This is a genomic window from Microcoleus sp. T3_D1 (genome assembly GCF_036700405.1).
GTDB lineage: Bacteria > Cyanobacteriota > Cyanobacteriia > Cyanobacteriales > Microcoleaceae > Microcoleus.
Genome location: NZ_JAUBOV010000002.1, coordinates 96,887 through 118,583, shown reverse-complemented (window position 1 = coordinate 118,583; position 21,697 = coordinate 96,887). Strand labels below are relative to the sequence as shown.

At 46.5% G+C, this 21,697-nt stretch carries 22 protein-coding genes; 5 read left to right on the top strand and 17 right to left on the bottom strand.

The annotated features are described in order from the left end of the window. Nucleotides 1-450: 450 nt before the first annotated feature. Together QT992_RS02315 and QT992_RS02310 are read left to right on the top strand one after the other, a co-directional pair. The gene (locus tag QT992_RS02315; protein ID WP_333335288.1) at nucleotides 451-1,179 is read left to right on the top strand and encodes a Bax inhibitor-1 family protein; all 729 of its coding nucleotides are present in this window, start codon (nucleotides 451-453) and stop codon (nucleotides 1,177-1,179) included. A 244-nt stretch (nucleotides 1,180-1,423) separates the two neighbouring features. Continuing rightward, nucleotides 1,424-3,007 (top strand): tetratricopeptide repeat protein, encoded by a 1,584-nt coding sequence (locus QT992_RS02310; RefSeq protein ID WP_333335291.1) that lies wholly within the window; start codon nucleotides 1,424-1,426, stop codon nucleotides 3,005-3,007. A gap of 268 nt (nucleotides 3,008-3,275) precedes the next feature. Here the strand turns inward: QT992_RS02310 and QT992_RS02305 are convergent, their stop codons facing one another. Continuing rightward, on the bottom strand, nucleotides 3,276-3,722 hold the full coding sequence (locus tag QT992_RS02305; RefSeq protein ID WP_333335294.1) for a hypothetical protein: 447 nt from the start codon (nucleotides 3,720-3,722) through the stop codon (nucleotides 3,276-3,278). Further along, nucleotides 3,716-4,018 carry a Uma2 family endonuclease gene (locus QT992_RS02300; protein ID WP_333335297.1) on the bottom strand — a complete coding sequence of 101 codons (303 nt, stop codon included), beginning with the start codon at nucleotides 4,016-4,018 and terminating at the stop codon, nucleotides 3,716-3,718. The genes QT992_RS02305 and QT992_RS02300 overlap by 7 nt, the downstream gene beginning before the upstream one ends. 260 nt (nucleotides 4,019-4,278) lie before the next feature. On the opposite strand from QT992_RS02300, the gene QT992_RS02295 reads away from it, so the two are divergent. Then, nucleotides 4,279-5,295, top strand: a complete 1,017-nt coding sequence (locus QT992_RS02295) for a PCRF domain-containing protein (RefSeq protein WP_333335451.1) — start codon at nucleotides 4,279-4,281, stop codon at nucleotides 5,293-5,295. 148 nt (nucleotides 5,296-5,443) lie between these two features. Here QT992_RS02295 and QT992_RS02290 read toward each other — a convergent pair whose 3' ends face one another. The 3 genes from QT992_RS02290 to QT992_RS02280 all read right to left on the bottom strand — a co-directional run bounded on the left by QT992_RS02290 (nucleotide 5,444) and on the right by QT992_RS02280 (nucleotide 8,372). Further along, nucleotides 5,444-5,998 (bottom strand): hypothetical protein, encoded by a 555-nt coding sequence (locus tag QT992_RS02290; RefSeq protein WP_333335300.1) that lies wholly within the window; start codon nucleotides 5,996-5,998, stop codon nucleotides 5,444-5,446. An 840-nt stretch (nucleotides 5,999-6,838) separates the two neighbouring features. Further along, nucleotides 6,839-7,783 carry a sigma-70 family RNA polymerase sigma factor gene (locus tag QT992_RS02285; protein WP_333313268.1) on the bottom strand — a complete coding sequence of 315 codons (945 nt, stop codon included), beginning with the start codon at nucleotides 7,781-7,783 and terminating at the stop codon, nucleotides 6,839-6,841. Between the two features lie 451 nt (nucleotides 7,784-8,234). After that, entirely contained in the window at nucleotides 8,235-8,372 is a 138-nt protein-coding gene (locus QT992_RS02280; protein ID WP_333313266.1) for a hypothetical protein, read from the bottom strand. Between the two features lie 138 nt (nucleotides 8,373-8,510). Between QT992_RS02280 and prfB the strand changes: the two genes are divergently transcribed. Further along, nucleotides 8,511-9,627, top strand: a protein-coding gene (gene prfB, locus QT992_RS02275) for a peptide chain release factor 2 (RefSeq protein WP_333376449.1) whose coding sequence is annotated in 2 segments (ribosomal slippage) — nucleotides 8,511-8,582 and nucleotides 8,584-9,627 — 1,116 coding nt in all. Because the reading frame shifts where the segments join, the coding sequence is not laid out codon by codon here. Between the two features lie 194 nt (nucleotides 9,628-9,821). Further along, nucleotides 9,822-10,016 (top strand): 30S ribosomal protein S21, encoded by a 195-nt coding sequence (gene rpsU, locus QT992_RS02270; RefSeq protein ID WP_006632476.1) that lies wholly within the window; start codon nucleotides 9,822-9,824, stop codon nucleotides 10,014-10,016. 11 nt (nucleotides 10,017-10,027) lie between these two features. Here the strand turns inward: rpsU and QT992_RS02265 are convergent, their stop codons facing one another. The 12 genes from QT992_RS02265 to QT992_RS02210 form a co-directional block, all read right to left on the bottom strand. Then, entirely contained in the window at nucleotides 10,028-11,491 is a 1,464-nt protein-coding gene (locus QT992_RS02265; protein WP_333313263.1) for an AtzE family amidohydrolase, read from the bottom strand. Between the two features lie 24 nt (nucleotides 11,492-11,515). Next, nucleotides 11,516-11,692: a DUF4089 domain-containing protein gene (locus QT992_RS02260; RefSeq protein ID WP_333313419.1), complete on the bottom strand. Its 177-nt coding sequence runs from the start codon at nucleotides 11,690-11,692 to the stop codon at nucleotides 11,516-11,518. 119 nt (nucleotides 11,693-11,811) lie between these two features. Beyond that, nucleotides 11,812-12,273: a KGK domain-containing protein gene (locus QT992_RS02255; protein ID WP_333313261.1), complete on the bottom strand. Its 462-nt coding sequence runs from the start codon at nucleotides 12,271-12,273 to the stop codon at nucleotides 11,812-11,814. Nucleotides 12,274-12,370: 97 nt separating this feature from the next. After that, complete coding sequence (locus QT992_RS02250) at nucleotides 12,371-12,823, bottom strand: hypothetical protein (RefSeq protein WP_333313259.1); 453 nt, start codon at nucleotides 12,821-12,823, stop codon at nucleotides 12,371-12,373. A 173-nt stretch (nucleotides 12,824-12,996) separates the two neighbouring features. After that, complete coding sequence (locus QT992_RS02245) at nucleotides 12,997-13,143, bottom strand: hypothetical protein (RefSeq protein ID WP_333237027.1); 147 nt, start codon at nucleotides 13,141-13,143, stop codon at nucleotides 12,997-12,999. A 19-nt stretch (nucleotides 13,144-13,162) separates the two neighbouring features. After that, nucleotides 13,163-13,657, bottom strand: a complete 495-nt coding sequence (locus QT992_RS02240; protein ID WP_333313257.1) for a KGK domain-containing protein — start codon at nucleotides 13,655-13,657, stop codon at nucleotides 13,163-13,165. Between the two features lie 89 nt (nucleotides 13,658-13,746). Continuing rightward, a complete protein-coding gene (codA, locus tag QT992_RS02235) occupies nucleotides 13,747-15,015 on the bottom strand; it encodes a cytosine deaminase (RefSeq protein WP_333313255.1) in 1,269 nt (422 codons plus the stop codon). Nucleotides 15,016-15,198: 183 nt separating this feature from the next. Continuing rightward, nucleotides 15,199-15,690: an ureidoglycolate lyase gene (locus QT992_RS02230; RefSeq protein WP_333313253.1), complete on the bottom strand. Its 492-nt coding sequence runs from the start codon at nucleotides 15,688-15,690 to the stop codon at nucleotides 15,199-15,201. Between the two features lie 105 nt (nucleotides 15,691-15,795). Beyond that, the gene (locus QT992_RS02225; protein ID WP_333335309.1) at nucleotides 15,796-17,346 is read right to left on the bottom strand and encodes a cobyrinate a,c-diamide synthase; all 1,551 of its coding nucleotides are present in this window, start codon (nucleotides 17,344-17,346) and stop codon (nucleotides 15,796-15,798) included. Nucleotides 17,347-17,734: 388 nt separating this feature from the next. Next, entirely contained in the window at nucleotides 17,735-19,099 is a 1,365-nt protein-coding gene (gene opcA / locus QT992_RS02220; protein ID WP_333335312.1) for a glucose-6-phosphate dehydrogenase assembly protein OpcA, read from the bottom strand. A 157-nt stretch (nucleotides 19,100-19,256) separates the two neighbouring features. Further along, entirely contained in the window at nucleotides 19,257-20,786 is a 1,530-nt protein-coding gene (zwf, locus tag QT992_RS02215; RefSeq protein ID WP_333313247.1) for a glucose-6-phosphate dehydrogenase, read from the bottom strand. Continuing rightward, nucleotides 20,787-21,593, bottom strand: a complete 807-nt coding sequence (locus QT992_RS02210) for a hypothetical protein (RefSeq protein WP_333313246.1) — start codon at nucleotides 21,591-21,593, stop codon at nucleotides 20,787-20,789. Between the last annotated feature and the right edge of the window lie 104 nt (nucleotides 21,594-21,697).

Genomic DNA, 21,697 nt, shown 5'->3' with positions numbered 1-21,697 from the left:
TTTTAGATTTTAGATTGTAGATTTTAGATTTTAAATTTTAGATTATTGAAGTTTCTGGCCCCTAGTTTCAACTAAGTCGCAAATCAAAAACCTAAAATCAACTCTGGCCCCTGTCTCTAGCATATACTCCTTAATCCCCAATCGTAAATCCCCAATCCAAAATTGATTTACATCCGCTATCTGCGATCTGATAGACTTTAACCTGGCCCCTGGCCGCCGATAGCGCCGGCCCTTTAAACTCAATTATAGCTTTGCCGCGACGCGCAACGGTGCGAGACAGCGACACGACACATACCTGTACGCAGTCGATTATAAACAATCGATCCCTGCTTTGGAGTGATTTCACCCCCGTTCTTTATCAAATCTTTAAACTCTTTCAGGTTTTGCAAACAAACTGTAAAGCTGTCAAAATAGAGATAGCAATTCTCAGCCAAAATTAGGTAAATCCTCGTGAGTAACACTAGCAATTTCCGCGAAGCCGTGCGCGAGGCCAAAAACCACGCGCTAGTAGGCCCCAACGTCATCTCCAACGCTCTCCCCTTCGTGGGCGGCGGACTTGTCTTAACTGCTGTCGGCACCTACGGGGGCCTCGGAGTGATTCGTAACTATCCCGGGATCTTCTTTCCCACATTCATCGCCGCGATCGTCGTAGAATTAATTCTATTCTTCGTCGCTCGCGCCGCCGCCGAACAAGGCAACAAAAATACCGCTTTGCCCCTGCTGGCAACCTACAGCCTGCTTTCCGGTTACACCCTCAGCGGGTTGGTGTCTGTAGCCCTCAGAAGCCAAGGCGTCGGCATCTCCGGCATCGCTTTTGCTGCACTCGGATGCGGCATTACCTTTATCGCCGCCCGCCAAATTGGCTCCAACCTTTCTGAACAAGACGGCATGGCCCTCACCAAAACTATCAGTTTAGGTGTCATTGCTTTGTTAGTCGTCGTTGGCGGTCAGTTTCTGCTCGCTCTATTTGGCGTCTACACCCCAACTTGGTTGGAAATTGGCATTTCTGGCATCGGCGTGTTTATATTTGCCGGCGCTGCGATCGTCGATTTTTACATATTACCCCGCACCTACCGCGACGACCAGTATCTGCCCGCCGCTCTGTCGATGTACTTGACCTACATCAACTTGTTCATCTTTATTCTGCGCCTGCTGATTGCTCTCAACGGCCGCGATTAATTGAAACTGTAGCTTAAAAAAAACCGCGGCCCGATCGACATCGGGCCGCGGTTTTTGATTAAGATTGGGAATCAAGATAGTCGTCATCTCGTCCTCTGTCCCTCATTTAAAAAACTTATATCATGTCCGCCGGCGACAGACATGAAGTATAATATTACTTTTTAATCACTCTATCAAAGGTCTTGTTATCTAATTCTGTCGATCGCGATTTCAATATTAATCACAAATTAATTGGAGAAAACTCATGTACTTAAAATATGAAGATATCAGGAGAGTCAGCGTAGAAATTACTTCCAGGTGCAATGCAGCTTGTCCCCAGTGTCCCCGCACCGGCAACCCGATTTTGCCGGGGGCGGAATTAAAGATGGAGGATATTGAGAGAATTTTTCCACAAGAGTTTTGCTCTCAGTTGGATTTGGTGTATATGTGCGGCAACTACGGCGATGCTATGACTAGCAATACCACAATTCCCGCGATCGAATATTTGCACCGCATGGGAGTTCCTCAAATCTGCCTGTACACCAACGGTAGCGGACGCAATCCAGACTGGTGGCAAGCCCTGGCAAAGGCGATGACAGGAGAATACGATCGCGTAATTTTTAGTATCGACGGGTTGGCAGATACTAACAGCATCTACCGCCAAAATACCAACTGGGACAGGATAATGCAGTCGGTTAATGCCTTTATCCAAGCTGGCGGAAAGGCTGTATGGCACTACTTGATTTTTGAACACAACCAGCACCAAGTAGAAGCAGCGCGGGATTTAGCCCAACAACTAGGCTTTGTCGAGTTTGTACCGAAAGCTACCTCTCGTTTTGTGGCGAAAGAGATTTATGAGAAAGAGTCCGCCAATCAACAGCCTCAGAAGCGAGAAAACTCTCAGGTAGAGGCGTCTAGCGATCGCGCCAACCAACCAGCAACAACTAATGCGTCAGCCCCTCAAAATCAAACACAGACCGCTGTTGGGTTGCACAAACAAGCTGAGGACTGTTTGAGACAAGGACAGCTCTCAGAGGCGATCGCAGCCAGCCAACAAGCCCTGAAAATTCAACCTAATTTTGCAGCCGCCTGGAAAACTTTGGGCAATGCTGTTCAAGGTTTGGGGAAGATGCAAGCAGCAGCAGACTGTTACGCAAAGGCACTTAAAATTCAGCCTGATTTTCCAGAAGTTTATGCTAATGTCGGCAGTCTTTATGCTCAACAGCAACAGTGGCAGCCAGCTAGTGCTTATTACCAAAAGGCGATCGAGCTTAAGCCCAATTTTGCCGGAGCTTATCGCAATTTAGCTAAAGTGTTGACACAGTTGGGGCAACCAGAAAAAGCAAATTATGCTTGGTATCAAGCTATAGCTATCGAAACATCTCAAGCACCAGAACCAACTCCTTCTGTCCCATCACAGCCAGCCAGCGAAGAACTTCAACCCCCATCATTGGAACAATATAAAAATCCACAGGGAGACCAATTTATCCAAGCTGTAGAAAAATTTGGTAGCCTAAACAATTACTACCGGAATGTAGAAATTAGCTGTCAAACTCAAGCCAGCAAAGAGATTTTCATCAGTTTTGAAGCGGAACTCTGGCCTTGCTGTTGGGTAAGCCATACTAAATACGCTGTTTATAACCACACTTACAGACCGCAAATGCTGGCTTTAATTGAAAAGTACGGAAATGGTTTTAATTCTCTCAGAACTCAATCGGTGAAAGATGCGATCGCCAGAGATTGGTTTCGCGAAGACCTCACAAAAAGTTTTTCCTGTTCTAAAAGGTTGGACGTATGCGCTCACGAATGCGGTAAAACTTTCAATTCAACAGGTTCGCAGTATATATAAGAAGTCAGTTGACTGTTGACTGTTGACTGTTGACAGTTGACAGTTGACAGTTGACAGTTGACAGCAGGGCTGTTTCATTCTCTTGTAGGGGCAATCCCACGCCCGGTTGCCCCGATATCTGAAACCCCTACCCGCTCGTCTATCGGCTGGGCGGGCACGGGGGCACCGCCCCTACAAAACCCTGGTTTTTCTGAGAATGAAACAGCCCTGCAGTTGACAGTTGTCACAAGAAAGAAGGAAGAATGCGGTCAAGCGATCGAATTTCCTGTCACGATTCAGGCAGGTTATCGGGATCGATCCCCTGCGATCGCAAATACTCAGCTAGGCGATCGGCTCGCTGTTGTAGACCCTCAGCTCGCTGTCGTTCTACTCTCAACTGTTCGCGCATCTGCCCCGTCGCTACATCCGGCAGGGGATAGATATTTCCTGACTCGTCGTACCAAACCAAAATTTCTTGCTCGATGCCCCCAATAACTTGCCCAGAGCGCCCCATGCCCAGTCCCACTTCAGGCATCCAATAGGGTTCGCCAATCTGCTGCCGGTACTGCCCGTCAATCAGCTTGTACACTTCAAACGGTTGATGCCGATCGCGCCGCCAAAATTCGGGGTTGTAAATAATGTAGTACAAAACCCCTAACCCGGCATAAATCGACATCTTCTCGTCGTACTCTCCACCGGGTTTGTGAGACACCATTTCCAATGCTACGATCAGCACAACCTCGTTTTCTTCCCAGACAGCATAGCTGCGGCGAGATTTGCCTCCTTTTCGGCGCTCCACCCCCAAACTGAGGAACCCGTCGGAACAGGCACTTTGGGACTGATTCCTGTAGTGTGATACACTGCCATATCCACCCCAAAGTACCAATCCATGCGAGCCGACCAAATACCGGTCAGGACAAACAACAATAGGTTGGGTAGCAGATTCTGGTCTTCGTTATCCACAGGCGTATCGTCCGAACAGGGCAGGTCTTCGGTGGACGGCAAGCTTAATTTGAGTTCTGGGGAAATCATGGCAGTTAACTTCCATCGAGATCGTTAACCTGATTTTAGATTATAACAACTTTTTTTTAATTTTTAATGCGGTAAAATTTTCAATTCAACTGGTTCGCAGGATATCTAATTACGAAGAAACAATAACATTTTGTTGAAATATCCTAATTTCAGCTATAATTTGTAAAAGAATTCAAAACCATGAGGACTAACCGTGGAAATTCTACACATCAAACACAACATCGAAACATTGTCCGATCGCCTAACGGGTCTACAAGACTATCTTTAGCTCAGCATTAACCGCCGAGAGCCAAAAGTTACAACAGCTAGCACCACAGCCGAAATCGGGCAACAGCATCAACACAGGCGAACGGCTACTCCAAGAACTAGACGCACTCCAATCCTACCAGGCCAAACTCAACCAGTGCCAAACAATTTTGGCAGATGCTACAGCAGCACTGGAGTTACTCGAATTTCAAGCAGACGAGGAATTAGAGCAAGAACTTCAAACTAATTTAGCTCAACTCAACTGCTCTCTCGAAGAGTGTGAATTAGAGCAATCCTTGAGCGGGCCTTGCGACAAAAATGGAGCCTACCTGATAATTAATAATGCAGCAATAGATGACCTAGATGCTCAAGACTGGGCAGATATGTTGCTGAAAATGTATGTTGGCTGGGTACGGAACCGAGGCTATGGAGTTATGTTAGTTGAAATTTCGCCATCGACAGATAGAGGAATTAATTCTGCAACTTTGGCAATAGACGGACGTTACGCTTACGGCTATCTAAAGTCAGAAACCGGAGTGCACCAACTGAAACGTAAATCGCCTTTTAATATTACCAGAAAGCTGCGGACTCCAGCGACGGTCGAAGTTGTGCCAATGTATGTGGAACTGGAGATTCCACAGCAGGATTTAGAAATAATCTTGCCTCCTCGCAACCTGAATTGTAACAGAGTCGAAAGTTGGGTGAGGATTGTGCATATTCCTACTGGTATTTCTGCAATATCTAATCAGGAGGGGAGTCAATTGCAAAATAGAGAAAGGGCTTTGGCGGTTCTCACCAGCAAACTGTTTGCTATTATGCAAAGACAAGGAGTTCAACAGCTTGCAGACATTCAGGGCGAGATCCTAAAAACAGTCCTTAACCAACCAATTCGGGAATATCAATTGGCCAGCGACAGCGCGAACCAGGGCAAAGTTTTGGATCTGCGTACAGGAATCCAAACAACAGCCGTCGCCGAGGTACTCGACGGCAAAATTCTCTTTGATACCAGTTTGTGGGTTCATTGGTACTGATGTGTATGTCACTTAAGACAATAATTTTATTCTTTGGCATTTGGATTTGTCTCTTGATAACTGGCTAAAAAAAATCTTGTATGTCTGGTTTTTTCGTAGTTTAACCATACATACAAGATCGGGAAATCCGACTGAAATTGCTGCGTTTTTAGGAACGAGTAATCCGATAGCGAAGTGTGTAATCCCAGGTGGACCAATTAATGCCATCTTTTTTCTTCATTACCCAGGAGCGCTCTTCCCTGGAGGATCCTGTGGCGGAAATTTCTAGTTCGGTAGTATCCAGCAAGTCATCTTTGTCCAAATTAGCGAATAGGCCTACCGCCTTTGTAGCTGCTGCAAGAACGGTTCCCGCAATGGCTCCTTGTGGACCACCGGCCGCTGCTACAGCAGTTGAAACAGCACTGGAAATCTGTGTAATTGTTTCGCCGTACTTATTAGCCCAGTCTTTTGCAACATCTTCGTCGTAAGCCTTGATTCCGCCTTTGACGGTTTGTCCTGCGGGGATATCGCCTTCAAATAAAACGGTGTCCTCTGGACGGAAGGTTTTGGTTTGCTTGTCATTAATTTTGATAGGGCGCGTCGCAATTACTTTTGTGACTTCCCCGCCTACCAAAGCACCGAGGAGATAAAAATCGTCAGCACCGGCTATATCTTCAGTATATCGGCAAAAAACATCCACTAATTCAATTTTGATCTTCGGCATCTTTTTCTCTCACTCTTGTGTTTAGTTTTGTGCTGAAAAGGGCATTTAATTAATTAGCATTTCAATGCTTTGTTCGTGCCCTTTCCATCTATAAGACGATCTCAAATCGCCATTTATGAATTTTTGAGGTAGAGGAGTTTTTGCCTTAACTGAATGCACGCATAAAACTAGATGCAAGAAAGAGAGACTTTTCGGACTGTATCAGTCCTGGACTTTTAATATCTCAGCCATCAATGCACGATTTTTCTCAGAAACCGGGTTTTTTGCGTCCAAGACTATATATAGCGGTTCGATCGCGTTGTGAGGTATGCGGGCGAATCCGCGAGCCCATGCCCCTGTGCCCGTCAGCGCACCTCATGTTACTGAGACAAAGGCTATATGTTGCAACTTTTTCAGTGTCTCCCCGTCAAAGCTAAAACGAACCCATGACAAAACCAACCATCAGGTAACTGAGGCTGAAGTTGCGTTCCCTACGAAGAGACGCTACAGTTTTTGTTGAATTGCCTGAAAAAATTGCCAGCAGCATCCGTATCGCCATTGTCCAAATGCTAAGAGCGTTCAGGAAAATGCGATCGCAACTTCTTCACTAACTTTGTGAAATATGCGCCTTTGTACTCAGCTACTTTAGTCCTGGACGCATGGGGGTCCAGAAACCGGGTTTTTTTACGAGTGTACTTCCTTACAGCCCGCACCCAAGGTAAAAAACCCGGTTTCTAAGCATCGCGCCGTGCGTCGAGGATTGTACTTTTTAGATGGAAAAGAGCCGCCGCTATCCATCCACAGCCACCAGCACCGATGGGAATCTAGTCGATCGAGCTTGCTGAAAACCGACAAAATTTTTTATTGAGTTTTTATTAAAACCTGTGTTAGCTGCCAAACACACAGCGTCGCCTTAAACCGCCGACAAGCATTTTGCTTTACTTCTAATTGCCCGTCGGATTGAGCCGAAATTATCGCAGACTCTATCTGCGGCTCGGATAGTGCAGGCTCTTGCGGTTCCGCACCGGCAACTATAGCTACTTCTTGTATCTTTTCAGATAATATAACAGTCTCGATCGCAATGGGTTCAACTCGCACCGTCTTGGTGGACTCCTCCCCTTTTGGAGACTCCACCGTCTTTTGGGACTTTTTCCCTTTTGGAGACTCAACCCTCTTTTTCGACTCTTCCCCTTTTGGAGACTCCTCTCCATCAGTAGAATCATCCCCGATCCAATATCCCTTTAACTCAAGACGCAGAATGGCCCGCGCCTGGGAGATCCGTTTGCAGACATTCTGGTAGGAAATATCTTGCTGTTGGGCAATCTCTTGATAAGAGAGTTCTTGATAAAAGTGAAGCATAAAAGTCTCGCGCATCTTAGGCGATAAGTTATCGATAGCGCGCCGAATCACCATCTTTTTCTCGTCTTTCTCCAGAGCGCCCAGGGGCGTATCATGCACAGAAACCAGTTCTATTTCCTCGACTGAGGCGATCGCTTCTATATTCTCAACTCTTTTCGCTGCTCGATCGCGCGAGCGATGAATATCTATGCAGAGATTGCGAGTCAGTCGAGTCAGCCAAGCCTTAAAATTGGTAATTTCTCCCGCCGCATACTTTTGCGCCTTTTCCCAAGCTTTGAGCATCGCCCGACTGAGCGCATCTTCAGCATCGGTTGGGTTATTGTTCATCCATTTGAGACAGCAACGATAAATATCGTTTTGATTCTGCTGCCAAAGCGACCAAAAAACAGTGCCGATATCTTCCTGGCGATCGCGTGAAAACACAGATCCTTGACAATTTAAGTTCATACCCCTACCAACTTGATAGCATCATGGAAATTAGGAATTATTCAAGGGCTTTTCCCTTGTTTGATGCACCGTGATGGGAGATTTTGTAGATAATTTTGAGATCGGGAAAAGGGCGATAGCAATTCTTGCAGTCAAAAACAGCGCACGCTACGCCAACGCTTAATCTCCAACCAGAGCCTTCTATAGCAATCCTTGCAGGAGTCGTAAATTTTTTACCCCACCCCAACCCTCCCCGTTCTAGGGGAGAAAGCAAGAAATTCACACATGATGCGAGGATTGCTATAGGTTCGCTCAAGGTATGGCAAAACCCAACAGATAAGCTCAAGAGGGCATTTTATTGATTGCCACCTGAATTCCTGTTTCTGCCCTTCCCTTCTATAAGACGATTCCCAAGGGCAATTTCTGAATTTTTCGAGGGAGGGAATTTTTTGCCCGATCGGCATCGCTTGGGTTATTGTCGATCGACTTGAGACAGCCACGGTAAATACGAGCTCGATCCGGCTCCCATAACTGCCAAAACACCCTCGCTTAGATATTCCGGGCGATCGCCCCACCGTGAAAACCTAGCTCCTAACGCATCTAAATTCATACCCATCTGCCCGACTCAACAAATTTTCTGCTCCAAAATATACGCTACGAATGAAGCAAAATCTGGATTTTTGTCTTCACAGACGGCCGATATCGATCTAAAATAAACAAGACACCCCACAACGCCGGAGAACTCACAGTGGAAGTTCTAGACATCAAACACAATATCGAAACATTGTCCGATCGACTGGGTACAACCCAGGACTATCTTTGACATCCCCGCACTCACAGCCAAAATTCAAGACTTAGAGCAAATCTGCGCCCAACCAGCATTTTGGGACGACCAAGATCGAGCTCAAGAAACCCTCCAAGAACTTAATGACTTCAAATCTCATTTAGACCAATATCGCGGCTGGCAAACGAGCTTGGAAGATGCTAAAGCTATTTTAGAACTGCTGGAATTAGAAGCCGACGAGTCCCTGTTCCAAGAAGCCTCATCGAGTCTTTCTCAGTTAACCCGCGAACTCGACCAGTGGGAACTGCAACAATTACTATCGGGGCCCTACGACGAAGGCGGCGCCGTTTTGACAATTAACGCCGGGGCCGGCGGCACAGATGCTCAAGATTGGGCCGAAATGCTGCTGCGGATGTACACCCGCTGGGGGGAAAGTCAAGGTTACAAAGTACATTTAATGGAAATTTCCGAGGGAGAGGAAGCAGGTGTTAAATCGGCTTCTTTGGAAATTGTCGGCCGTTACGCTTACGGTTATATGCGATCGGAAAAAGGCACTCACCGCTTGGTCAGAATTTCGCCTTTTAATGCTAACGACAAGCGTCAAACCAGTTTTGCAGGCGTCGAAGTGATGCCAATTCTCGATCGATCCGTCAAGTTGGACATTCCCGAAAAAGATTTGGAAATCACGACTTCCCGCGCTGGCGGCAAGGGCGGGCAAAATGTTAACAAGGTAGAAACTGCTGTACGCATCGTTCACATTCCTACCGGTTTGGCCGTGCGCTGCACTGAAGAACGCAGTCAGTTGCAAAATAAAGAAAAAGCTCTGGCATTACTCAAGGCTAGACTGTTGGTCGTTGCTAAGGAACAACGGGCTTCGGAAATTGCCGAGATTCGCGGCGACATGGTAGAGGCAGCTTGGGGCAACCAAATTCGCAATTATGTTTTTCACCCATACCAAATGGTCAAGGATTTGCGTACTGGAGTGGAAACAACCGCCATCGCAGATGTGATGAACGGCGAATTAGAGCCGTTTATTCAAGCTTACCTGCGACAGGAAAATCAGTTGGTCAGTAGTCAGTAGTCAATTGACAGTAGTCAGTAGTCAGTAGTCAATGAGGACTTCAGTCCGCAAAAAAGCAGGACTTGCATTCCTCACTACGAACCAATTTTCTGGTATGATTTTTGGGTTTTGGTCGATCGCGCGACCTTCAACAGGTCGCGCGGCCAAAAACCTTGATATGATAAAACTTGATCTACCGAACAAAAGGAGAAATAATGACCCAAGTTGTAATAGGCGAAAATGAAGGGATTGAGTCAGCCCTGCGACGGTTTAAGCGACAAGTTTCTAAAGCGGGTATTTTCCCCGACATGAGAAAGCACCGCCACTTTGAAACCCCGTTGGAAAAGCAGAAGCGCAAAGCTATTGCCAGAAGGACTAAGAGACGCTTCCACCGCAATAACAAGCCCTAGAATTATTAGCACTAAATTGATTCGGCAGATATAATGCCTTGCGATTCTAGTACCGCAGCGACTCGGAGAATCACCGCTTCGCTGTAGGGAGCACCAATAATTTGTACCCCCAAGGGCAAAGCGCCGGGCCGCTGTACGGGCACGCAAAGAACGGGCAAGCCAATAAACGATAGGGGTTGGGTGAACAGTCCGAGATTGGGACGCACTAAGATTTCTTGTCCGGCTATTACCATTTTCTCGACGCCAATTTCAGGGGCAGCTATCGGGGTGGCGGGTGCGAGGATGATGTCTGTTTGTTGGAATATTTCGCGAATTCGATCGCGGTACCACTGTCTGAATCTCTGGGCTTGCAAGTACCAAGTCGCAGGGATCAGGGTTCCCGCTAAAAAGCGATCGCGCGTGGCAGGATCGAAGTCTTGAGGGCGCGATCGCAAATTATCTAAATGCAAGTTTCCCCCCTCGCAGGCGGTAATGATAAATGCCGCAGCCCGGGCGCGATCGGATTCCGGTATGCTGACAGTTGCAAGCCCCCCTATTTTTGGGGGGTTTGTTGTTTTTTCTGTGCTAATACCACAATCCAAGACATTTGTCAAGGCTTTAGCAACTATTTCTACAGCATCCATTGCTTCCGGTTCGGCCCCTGTGGCGAAATACCCCTCAGCAACAGCAATTCGCAATCCTTCAATGCCTTGATTTAACTGCGGCGAACAAAGTTCTGGCGGGCGTTGAGTGCAAACTGGGTCACGAGAATCAGGGCCTTGCAGGATATCGTACAGCAGCGCCATATCTCCGATCGATCGCCCAAACGGCCCCACACAATCCAAACTACCCGAAAATAAATAAGCGCCAGCCCTGGACAAACGGCCGTAAGTAGGCTTAAACCCAAAGACACCGCACAAAGCAGCCGGTACGCGGATGGAACCGTTAGTATCAGAACCGAGAGTGATGGGTACAAAACCGGCGGCGACTGCTGCTGCGGAACCGCCGCTGGAACCGCCGGCGATGCGCGTAGTATCGCGGGGATTGCGAGTCGGGCCGTAGTGACTGTTTTCCGTGACGAAACCGTAGGCGTACTCATCCATGTTGAGAGTACCTACGAGCACAGCCCCGGCTTGTTTTAGTCGGGCGACCACCGCCGCGTCCTGGGTAGCCGGAGGATTGTCAGCGTTGATTTTTGACCCAGCTAGAGTGGTAATTCCGGCGATATCGAACAGGTTTTTGACAGCGAAGGGAACGCCTGCTAAAGGGCCTGGGTTTTGGTTATTTGCGATCAAATTATCTATATTTTCGGCTGCTGCGAGTGCGCTTGATGCAGTGATGGCAGTAAAGCAATTAAAAGCTTTATCCTTAACAGCAATCCGTTCCAAAGCAGCACTTACCGCCTCTGTAGCCGTAACCCTACCACATTTAACAGCCGCTGCCGTAGCAACCGCATCAGCCTTATCTAAAAAACATCTGCGTTCATCTGCGTTCATCTGCCCTCATCTGCGGTTAAAAATTTAAGGTTCAAACACTGGCGCGACTTCTACTTCTTGAGGTAAAGGGAATTCAGTAACGAGTCGGGCGATCGCAGCTATTCTCTCGAAGTTTACCACAACGCCTGGACGATGTTCCGGGTCTAAGGGTAAGTTTATCAGTTCGGCCGTGCGATCGACATATTCTTCTATATTTATCATTAGTCCATCCCAAACAACATCAGCGTTCATCCGCGTACATCTGCCCTCATCTGCGGTTGAAAATCTAAGGTTCAGATATAGGTGCGATCGATTATTGTATTGTAATCGCGATCGGGCTGTCAGTTATTATTGCTCAGTTTTTTGTATTCCTCGGATTGTCTGATATCATCTAAAGGAGATTTTGGCTCTAGTGGTTCATCAGGACAAAACTTTATACATACCTGTGTTTGACCCAACTGTAAATCTTCCTTAACTTCGATTTTAATCTTTCCTTTTTGCCAACCCTTAGAACCGATTTTGAGAACTTGACAATCGATTCCTTCGTTAGGGGACTTCCAGTTTATTTCCGATCCATAAATTATTATTTTTTCGTTAACTCGCAGCTCGTTCATACACTCAATTATCTGCTTGTTACCACCTTGGTTATTAGATCCTACTACATAAGTTTCAAGTATCTTACTAAACTTGCTGGCGGTTAAGTTTTTAAACCTACGCACCAGAAAAGTAGCTTCATCGAATAACAAAACATCATCATCACCGACTGTCTCATAGTTATTATTAGATTTAATTTCATCGTTCATTTTTTTTTACAAAATTCTGCTGCTTCCTATTTGATACCATTTGAAGGTATTTGAGTCAAGGTGGTAAAGAAACAATTTGCGATCGCACTTTTCCCACTCAAACACTGACAGTTTCTCGCAACTTCTCAACGGCAACATCCAGCGGAGGCAAAGCAAAATCCTCAGCATCCATCAATTCCTTAACCTTCTCAAAAATCTCAACCTCCGCCTCTTCCTGATCCGTCAGCTTATCATAAAAATAAGGGTCAGTAAACCACTGCTCAAAAGCAAACCTTAACACCCCATTCGGGTCAAGCATAAACTGCCAATACTTAGAAACTCGGTTATCAACTACTTCAAACAGCGGTGCGGGAGTCTGTATGGGATAATAGCTGTAATTATCATCACAAATATAGTACCAAACTATTCCCTGCGACGAGCGGATTGCATAAACAACATATTCCTTGCCAACAGTCAACGGCAATTCAACCTTTTTAGTATAACCTCTTGCCGGATCGATATAATTTTCCGGGAGAACTGCCCCAGTATTAGCAATACAGCGAACAATCATAACTTATCTACCTATAAATTCTTAGGTGCTATTTTAGGATATTGTCGTTTAAACTTTAATTCAACTTGTTGCAAAATTTTTGCATTTTCAAACCAGTGTACTTGTACGGAAGCTCCGTTAATTGTAACAGCCTGAATGCTAGTCATCTTATACCAATCTTCAGGATTGCCTCCCTAGAGAGCAACCAGTCTGGAAACATCCCCTAACATATCGTCAGGCCCGCCCTGAATAGCTCTACAATTACCAGACTTAGCATCTTGCAGCAGCAGTTGCTCTGGCAAATTTCTCGGACTCTCATCGGGAATAGCACCTCGATCCATAGTTTAGCAGTTTCAGATGTCAGTTGTTATTAGCGAGTTTTTTATACTCCTCAGATTGGCGGATGTCATCTAGAATAGATTCCGGTTCGGCAAGTTCATCAGGACAAAATTCACAATCTATTTTGATGTTCACATGATAAGGCGTACAATTTAAAGATGCTTTTATTCTAAGCTTACCTTTTTGCCAACTTGGGGAACCGATTTTTAGAAGTTGGCAAGCCATGCCTTCTGGAGGAAAAATCCATTGACCTTTATCCACTTGTAGAGTTAGCCCGCCTATCGAACAATCAAAAAGCGACTTATAAACCATTAATTGCCCAGTATTGGGTATTTTTTCTTCAAGATTTTTAGCAAGCTTCTGCCTCATTAATTCTTTAAATCTTTCAACTGTAAAAGTATCTTTATCAATCATCAAAATATCTGTATCGCACTCTAGGTCTTGAAACTTAGCGTTCATATTTCTTTGTGTGAATAAATTATCTAAAAATATATCATCTCTCATGATATTAGTCAATGCTGCTTTTTAAGCTAGATCCATTTTGATTTTATATCGCGAAGACGGTTGTTGTTTGCACAGCGCCCAATTTAAAAAAAGTTGCGACTTCAGAGTACGAGAAAAGTTGTTTTCGCTGGTACTGTTTCCGCCAGCAACTTACCCCGCGAAATCACATACAGAACTGCAGCGCGCCTCCTAATAGCATCATAACAATCATCAGCATCCAACACAATCAAATTTGCAAGTTTCCCCGCATCTATCCCATAATTATCATCTCCCAGATTGAGAGTTTTAGCACCGTTGACTGTCACCATATTAAAACAAGCTGCAATCTCAGCCATTCCCGTCATCTGACAAACATGAACCGCCATATGAGCGACATCCAACATATTTCCCGTACCTAAACTATACCAAGGATCTTGCACGCAGTCGTGGCCAAAACTCACATTCAATCCCTGCTGCCACAACTCCTTAACTCGCGTCACCCCACGGCGTTTGGGATAAGTATCAGCGCGGCCTTGCAGGGTAATATTAATTAAAGGATTGGCAATAAAATTAATTCCCGATTTTGCCAAACTTCCCATCAGCTTAAAAGCATAAGCATTGTTATAAGAACCGAAGGCAGTCGTGTGGCTTGCAGTCACCCGCGAACCCGCCCCGCTTCTAATCGCACAAGCCGCTACAACCTCCAAAAACCTCGACTGTTCATCATCGATTTCATCGCAGTGAACATCTATTAATCTATTGTATTTTTCCGCAAGTTCAAAAATTCGCTCAACCGACTTCACCCCATCTTCCCGCGTCAACTCATAATGCGGAATCCCGCCCACAGCATCCGCACCCATATCCAGAGATTTCTCTAAAAGTTTGTCATTTTCTGGACTTCCGTAAATCCCGTCTTGGGGAAAAGCCACAACTTGCAGAGTCATCCAATCTTTGACTTGTTCACGAACTTCCAAAAGTCCTTGCAAAGCTGTCAGCGTCGGTTCGCTAACATCAGCGTGACTCCTGACAAACAAAATCCCTTGAGACGCTTGCAGCCTTAAAGTTTCTACAGCCCGTTTTTTGACATCATCCAGAGTTAAACTTTGCTTGCGTTCCCCCCAGATGTGAATTCCCTCGAACAAAGTGCCGCTTTGATTCCATCGCGGTTCCCCCGCAGTCAAAGCAGAATCGAGATGAATGTGCGACTCCACAAAAGGAGGACTAACTAATTTGCCTTGAATGTCGATTTCGCGTTCCCCAAGTTCTGAGATGTGCGACGAAACGGCTACTATTTGCTCATCCTCGATAGCAATATCAACCGTTGGGCGATGATCGTCCGCACCTAACAAACGACATTCGCGCAGAACAATGCTATACTTTTGCTCAGGCATGACAATTGCACTTATTTTAACACTTGTAAACTTTATCCTTCCTAGTTGCGATTGGGCCTAGTGAGACAAAAAGAATTCCCCAATCACTTGCGAACCCCCTCCTTCTCCTCCTCTGCGTCCTCTGCGCCCTCTGCGGTTAAAAAATCTTACTCAAAAAACCAACCTATAACCATAATCACCAAATCAGACAATCTCAAACTCCAGATAGTGATTTTTCACAAAATCAAAAGTAAAATGGTCAACCACATTAGTATCGCTCAATTCCAGATTGTAAAAATCAACAAAATCCGCATCAAAATACGGCCCAGCGTGCCAAGTCCCCACATCTAACTTAATAAAACAATTGCCCGGAATCCGAAAAGCAACAACATCATCTAAACTCGGTTTATCACTATCCCCAGGAGGCGCAACCGCCATCAACCAATCCTTCCCATCCAAAGAACCCAAACACTGAGTACATTCAACGTGCCGCGTAATTTTGCGAAACTTGCGGCCTTCCTTCTGGAGCCGCATAATGTAAAATCTAGGAACACCATTTTGCAAATTTAACTGAGCATCCTCAGCATCGAAACACTTGCCATCAACAGCCGCAAAGATAACTTGACCGTAACTCCGAAAATTCTCCGGTGTCACCCATTGTGCGGACAACTGCTTAGTCGAAATTGATTCGCTCATAAATCCCAACACCCCTAGCTTGATCCGTCATCAACATTCTAATACAGTAACTCCTCAACACCTCTCTCTTCTCTTCTCTGTGTCCTCTGTGTCCTCTGCGGTTAATTAAATAAAAAAATCTAGTTCGCTTTCTCGATCGCCCAAAACACCCTTACAATTAAAATCAGCACACTGCTGCAAAAAACGAGCCGGAATATCAGGCCGAGCACCCCAATGCAAATGCAAATAAGAAGCGTGCACCTGACAAACTCCCCAACCTTCAGCAACCGCCTCAACTTCCCCCCGCTTCCCATACCTCCAACTGTGATAAACTGGATTACTCGGTTCAACAGTTAAATGCGATCGATGAAACTCATGTCCCCAAACCTCATCAAAAGCAGTTAACACCGAACTATCCCTCACCGCAACAGCTTCTCGGTATCCCAGCGTCAAACGCTTTCCCATCGCAGCAGCAGTTTTCAACACTCCCACCCCAGGCCAAGAATTGCCATCGAAGTCTACAATAGAATCGCACAAATACATCAAACCGCCGCACTCCGCATAAGTTGGCATTCCCGCAAAAATAGCACTTCTTACCGCATCCCGAATTAAAACATTACCGCTCAATTTTTGAGCAAACACTTCAGGAAAACCACCACCAAAATATAAGCCTTGCACATTGTCAGGAAAAACCGAGTCATCAAGGGGACTCCAAAATACCAACTGGGCACCCAACTCTTCCAACAAATCAAGATTGTCCTGATAGTAAAAATTAAAAGCCCGATCGCGCGCAACTGCAATCCTCACTCCAAATTGTTTTCCCAAACAGTTGACAACATCATCTTTTTGAGTTATAATTCCCGAAGGGAGACTGTGCCTAGCCAAAAGTTGCTCAGACCCCTCACCCCCCTCATTTCGAGTTGCAGCCAACAAAGGCAAAAGTTGCTCCCAGTCAAAACTAACAGCAGCCAAATCAGCCAGTTTATCGATCGCAGCATGAAGATTCGGCAACTCCTCAGCAGGAATCAGCCCCAAATGTCGATCGGGAATAGTAACAGCCTCATCCCTACGCAAAACACCCAAAATCGGTAAATTGAGCGGTTTGAGAGCATCTTGAAGCAGTTCCAAATGTCGATCGCTCGCCACCCGATTCAGCACCACACCGGCAAATTTAAGGTCAGGGTTAAAAGAACGAAAACCGTGGGCGATCGCAGCCACAGAACCAGAGAGCCTGCTGCAATCTATCACAAACAATACCGGCAAATTCAGCAAATAAGCAACATGAGCCGTAGAAGCAAAGGAAAAATCATAATTACCTTCTTCTTTTCGATAATTAATCCGTGTATCCGTCTCAAAATCCGTGTCGTGGCTTCGTGATTCCTGATTCCTTCGACTCACTCCATCAAATAAACCCATTACCCCTTCAACTAAGGCATAATCGACATCTGGAATCTGACGAGAAAAACACTTTTTCACATAAGATTCAGACGTTAATACCGGGTCTAAATTCCGACAGGGGCGACCAGTGACAAAAGCATGAAACATCGGGTCAATGTAATCCGGGCCTACCTTAAAAGATTGAACATTCAAGCCGCGACGGATTAAATAAGCTAAAAGGGCGATCGTTACAGTAGTTTTTCCCGCCCCGCTGCGTTCGCCAGCAATTACTAAACTCATAGTTCTAGTTAGTTAAAATAAATAATAGATAAGATTGCCAAAGTCGCTTTCCAATCAGGAAATAATCTGCGTTAATCTGTGTTAATCTGCCTTGCATCTGCGGTGTCTGTATCAATCAAAGATTTATGCAATCTTTCCTCATAAAAATAGACAGTTGATAAAGTTATGAGTATTGCTCTCGAACCGCTCAAATAATAACTATTTAACGAACCGCGAAGACGCCAAGAGCGCGAAGGAAGAAAAGAGAAGAATAAAAGTAGGGCAGACATTGCCTGCCCCACTGAATATTAACTCAATCCGTCTAGCTTATTTTTTTCTCCTTTCTCCTGATTCCATCCATCCGTTACATCCGTTACATCCGTTACACCATCCGTTGCCGAACTTCTTTTTACCCCTTAGCCAACTTCAGCATTTGAGCCGTCACTGCCAAACTTTCTTCGTAAAGCACATCTCGGCCCCAACTCTGCAAGTGCTGGCCCAGCAACTGTTCCGTCACCTGATCGAACAGAGGACTCACCTGGTTAAACCGATCGGTTTGAGCGCCGCCCTTTGTTTCCATCCGCATACAGCCACCCGCTTCCGAACACAGAACTGTACCGCAGTCAGCCTTTTCGTTTGTAGAATTCAAACGCACAGCAATCAAATCGCCCGCGATATCGCCCGTATCAGCAGTAGGAATAGCAGCCAACTCGGCTTCGACAACCCGTTCGTCGGGTCCCGCGAATTTAATTCGCTTGATTTGGTAATCGCCCTCTTCCTGTTTGAAAGCAACCGGACGCCACTGAAGCCTGCTCGCCAGCCAACCCAAATACATCAGCGCTTGCGTAGAATTGTCCTGTTCGTAATCGATCGTCACCCGATCGATTTCCCGAATCGCAGCGCGACGTTCCGGCGCGTCAAAAGCCTCAGCAGCCAACTCTTGCCACGCGGCCAGCCGGCGCCAATTCAGATCCGCGATCGGAATTCCCTCCTCGATCAGACTTTGCATCAACAGCAATTCGGCTTCACACTCAGCAAAGCTGCTAGAGTCAACAATCACAGAACTGCTAACTGCCGCCAGCCGCTGGAACAAACCTCGATCGGCATCGGGATTCGCTTTCCACCACAGCAGCGTCGGCAAATCAGCGATAGTCAACGCCGTCACGATGCCGCTCACCCGTTCCAAAGCAGCTTCCGTACCCCGGAGCGTAATATACTCGCAGCAGATCAGATTGCCAGTGGTGCGCTTGTGAACCGGACAATAAGCAGCCACTTGAGCCTGTACGCCCGTATCTTCCCCCGCCGTCGGACACAGAGCAATAATCCGGCAGGGATTGGCAGCCACGATCGCGTCAGCCACGCCCGAACCCCCGGAACCCAAACCACTCGATCCCATCTCCTCGCCTGTGGAATTTTTGCGAGCCACTTCTTCCCGCAAAGTCGCCAGCAATTCAGCGTTAGGTTTGCCAGTTCTCGGCAGCCCGTAAGCTTTTTGAGCCGCCCTGATGCTAGATGCCGTCATCGGCCCGGTAATACCGTCCACTGGCCCGTCGTAAAACCCCAGATCCGCCAATAACTGCTGAGTTTCTTCCGGTTCGTAGACTACAAAAGTAAACGTTGTTGCCCTAGTAGCGATCGGAAAATCGCCCTTCGACCCCGATTCTCTGTAACTTTCCCAAATTTGACTCAATTCGGCCTCTATTTGGTCGATCGACACATCTTTAGGACTTTGTAGCGAAACCAGAGGCGGAGCTTTCATCGGTGTCATCGTCATAAATCTTTTCTCCTTTCTAAGTTTTTAGTCATCAGTGATTGGTCATTAGTTCAGTAGTCCTGGAGATCCCAAAATTTTAGACCCTAGTTTAAGCTCTCAGATTCATCTGTGCAGTAAATCTAAAATCTAAAATCTAAAATCTAAAATCGACTGACTCTTAAAGTCTTCGCCACTTGCGACCGTCTCTGTTAATTAGCAGTTCTGCTTCCGCAGGTTCCCAAGTACCCGCTTCGTATTTAGGAACCAAATCTGGGTCGGTGGAGGATTCCCAATCCATCAGCGCCGGCGTTACCACCCGCCAAGCTTCTTCCACTTCATCAGAACGGGTAAACAAAGTTTGGTCGCCCAGCATACAGTCAATTAACAGGCGATCGTAAGCATCCGAAGATGTCACCCCAAAAGAAGAACCGTAACTGAAATCCATATCCACCGTCCGCGTCCGCAAATCCGGCCCCGGCATTTTCGCCTCGAACCTCAGCGAAATCCCCTCGTTCGGATGCACGCGCATAGTCAAAACGTTAGGAGTAGTTTGTTGGGCCGCAGACTGAAAGATTAGCAGCGGAACTTCGCGGAACTGAATCGCAATTTCGCTAACTTTTTTCGGCAACCGTTTGCCGGTTCGCAGGTAGAAAGGCACTCCCTGCCAGCGCCAGTTGTCAATCATAAACTTCATCGCCACAAAAGTTGGCGTTGTCGAGTTGGGAGCAACCCCCGGTTCATCGTGATATCCCGGCACGGGTTTGCCCTTCATCCAACCTGCGGAATATTGACCCCGAATCGCTGAGAACTCCAAGTTATGCAAATCTGCCAAGCGAGTTGCTTGCAGAACTTTCATCTTTTCGGTGCGGATGCTGTCAGCGTCGAGCGAGTTCGGCGGTTCCATCGCCGTCAGACAGAAAATCTGCATCAAGTGGTTTTGCAGCATATCCCGCAACGCCCCAGAGGATTCGTAGTAACCCGCCCGGTCTTCTACCCCTACTGTTTCTGCAACTGTAATTTGTACGTGATCGACAAATTGCCGATTCCACAGCGGTTCAAAAATCGCGTTAGCAAACCGGAACACCATTAAATTCTGAACAGTTTCTTTACCCAAATAGTGGTCTATCCGGTAAACTTGCTGTTCTTGGCAAACCTTCTGCACGACTCGGTTGAGAGCTTTTGCCGAACTCAAGTCGCGGCCGAAGGGTTTTTCAATTACCAAGCGGTTTTTTACTGGATCGGCCAGCATTTGAGCCGCGCCCAGTTGCCTAATTGCTTCTGGGAAAAAGTTCGGGGAAACCGACAGATAAAATATGTGATTGCCGCGAGTTCTCCTTTCTTCGTCGAGTTCCGCTAAGAAAGCTTTGAGTTTTTCATAGCTTTCCGGGTTGTCAATGTCGCCCGGACAGTAGTACAAACCTTTAGCGAAATCTTGCCAAAATTCTTCATTGCCAATGCCGCCGCCAAATTCTTCAATGCCTTCCCGCATTTGCTCGCGGAAGTAATCGTGACTCCAAGGGCGTCGGGCTACTCCCACGACTGTAGTTTCCGGTGGCAAGCGTCGATCGCGCTTCATCTGATAAATTGCAGGTACCAGTTTGCGCTGGGTCAGATCCCCAGAAGCTCCGAAGATTACCAGAATTTGTGGTTCCGGCACTCGTTCTTTTCGCAAACCGACGCGCAGTGGGTTTTCAAGTAGCGTTACCATTTATTTTCCTTTTTCTAGAGCTGTTAGTCTTGCTAATACACCATGATAGTTTGCGGTCATTTCTGCTAGTTGCTGGGTGAGAGAGTTAATTTGCCCTTCATACTCAGCTTTCATTTCGGCCCTGACTTCCTCCCGGATTTTTATCCTCTCAGCAGCCAGTCGCACTTCCCAATCTCGATCGCGCTGTCGCAGTTCAGCTTTCAACTGCCTGTTTTCGGCTCGAAGTTGCTCCATTTCCAAAGCCACAGCAGCAGCGCGACGATCCCTGTCTCTGTTTTGCTGTCGGATTTGCTCTCTGAGCCGCTGATTGTCCGATCGCAACTTCTCCAATTCTGAAGCACCATCTTTATGAGTTCTCCCGCTTCCGTCTGAAGGAAATCGTTCCTCAACCAAGCGCTTAACGGCTGCACCAGTTGGAATGCCGTTGGGTGATGACTCTACCGCCTCTTGCCAGATTTGGATTTGTAATTCTGGGGAGAGTTTGGTCAAAGGACGAACTTGATTTTCCTTTCTAGGCAAAATGTGCGCAATTGCGCACAAATTTTCCATCACTAAGGCTGCCTCAATAAATTGATAGGCTGTCCGTCTGGCTATGTTCCACTTTTCTAAACAATAAGTCTCAAAGGTCTTGTGGGTTTCCCGGTACAGTTTCTGTACCAGAATTTCGTTAAGGGCTTTGCCGACTTCGTAAAAAGTCTTAAGTCCTTGTTCTACGATCAATTCCAGTTCTTGAAGCCTCGCCCGTTCGGCGACATCAAGTTGGTCGGTTGCATACTCGCTCTCTAGTAGGGTATTGGTACTTTGCATAGCAATTCCTCAGCGGTGGGAGATGGAGAATTGGAGTTGGAGTTCTGGCGAGAGTCGTGCTAGAGGACGGACTAGATTTTTTTTTCTAGGAAAAATGTGCGCAA

Bases quoted from the DNA above. Each gene is read 5' to 3' on its own strand.
- QT992_RS02310 (WP_333335291.1), top strand. From the start codon at position 1,424: ATGTACTTAAAATATGAAGATATCAGGAGAGTCAGCGTAGAAATTACT.
- rpsU (WP_006632476.1), top strand. From the start codon at position 9,822: ATGACCCAAGTTGTAATAGGCGAAAATGAAGGGATTGAGTCAGCCCTG.
- opcA (WP_333335312.1), bottom strand. From the start codon at position 19,099: ATGACGATGACACCGATGAAAGCTCCGCCTCTGGTTTCGCTACAAAGT.
- codA (WP_333313255.1), bottom strand. From the start codon at position 15,015: ATGCCTGAGCAAAAGTATAGCATTGTTCTGCGCGAATGTCGTTTGTTA.
- QT992_RS02255 (WP_333313261.1), bottom strand. From the start codon at position 12,273: ATGAACGATGAAATTAAATCTAATAATAACTATGAGACAGTCGGTGAT.
- QT992_RS02260 (WP_333313419.1), bottom strand. From the start codon at position 11,692: ATGATAAATATAGAAGAATATGTCGATCGCACGGCCGAACTGATAAAC.
- QT992_RS02245 (WP_333237027.1), bottom strand. From the start codon at position 13,143: ATGGATCGAGGTGCTATTCCCGATGAGAGTCCGAGAAATTTGCCAGAG.
- QT992_RS02290 (WP_333335300.1), bottom strand. From the start codon at position 5,998: ATGCCGAAGATCAAAATTGAATTAGTGGATGTTTTTTGCCGATATACT.
- QT992_RS02225 (WP_333335309.1), bottom strand. From the start codon at position 17,346: ATGAGTTTAGTAATTGCTGGCGAACGCAGCGGGGCGGGAAAAACTACT.
- QT992_RS02230 (WP_333313253.1), bottom strand. From the start codon at position 15,690: ATGAGCGAATCAATTTCGACTAAGCAGTTGTCCGCACAATGGGTGACA.
- QT992_RS02300 (WP_333335297.1), bottom strand. From the start codon at position 4,018: ATGATTTCCCCAGAACTCAAATTAAGCTTGCCGTCCACCGAAGACCTG.
- QT992_RS02210 (WP_333313246.1), bottom strand. From the start codon at position 21,593: ATGCAAAGTACCAATACCCTACTAGAGAGCGAGTATGCAACCGACCAA.
- QT992_RS02265 (WP_333313263.1), bottom strand. From the start codon at position 11,491: ATGAACGCAGATGAACGCAGATGTTTTTTAGATAAGGCTGATGCGGTT.
- QT992_RS02285 (WP_333313268.1), bottom strand. From the start codon at position 7,783: ATGAACTTAAATTGTCAAGGATCTGTGTTTTCACGCGATCGCCAGGAA.
- QT992_RS02280 (WP_333313266.1), bottom strand. From the start codon at position 8,372: ATGAATTTAGATGCGTTAGGAGCTAGGTTTTCACGGTGGGGCGATCGC.
- QT992_RS02250 (WP_333313259.1), bottom strand. From the start codon at position 12,823: ATGATTGTTCGCTGTATTGCTAATACTGGGGCAGTTCTCCCGGAAAAT.
- zwf (WP_333313247.1), bottom strand. From the start codon at position 20,786: ATGGTAACGCTACTTGAAAACCCACTGCGCGTCGGTTTGCGAAAAGAA.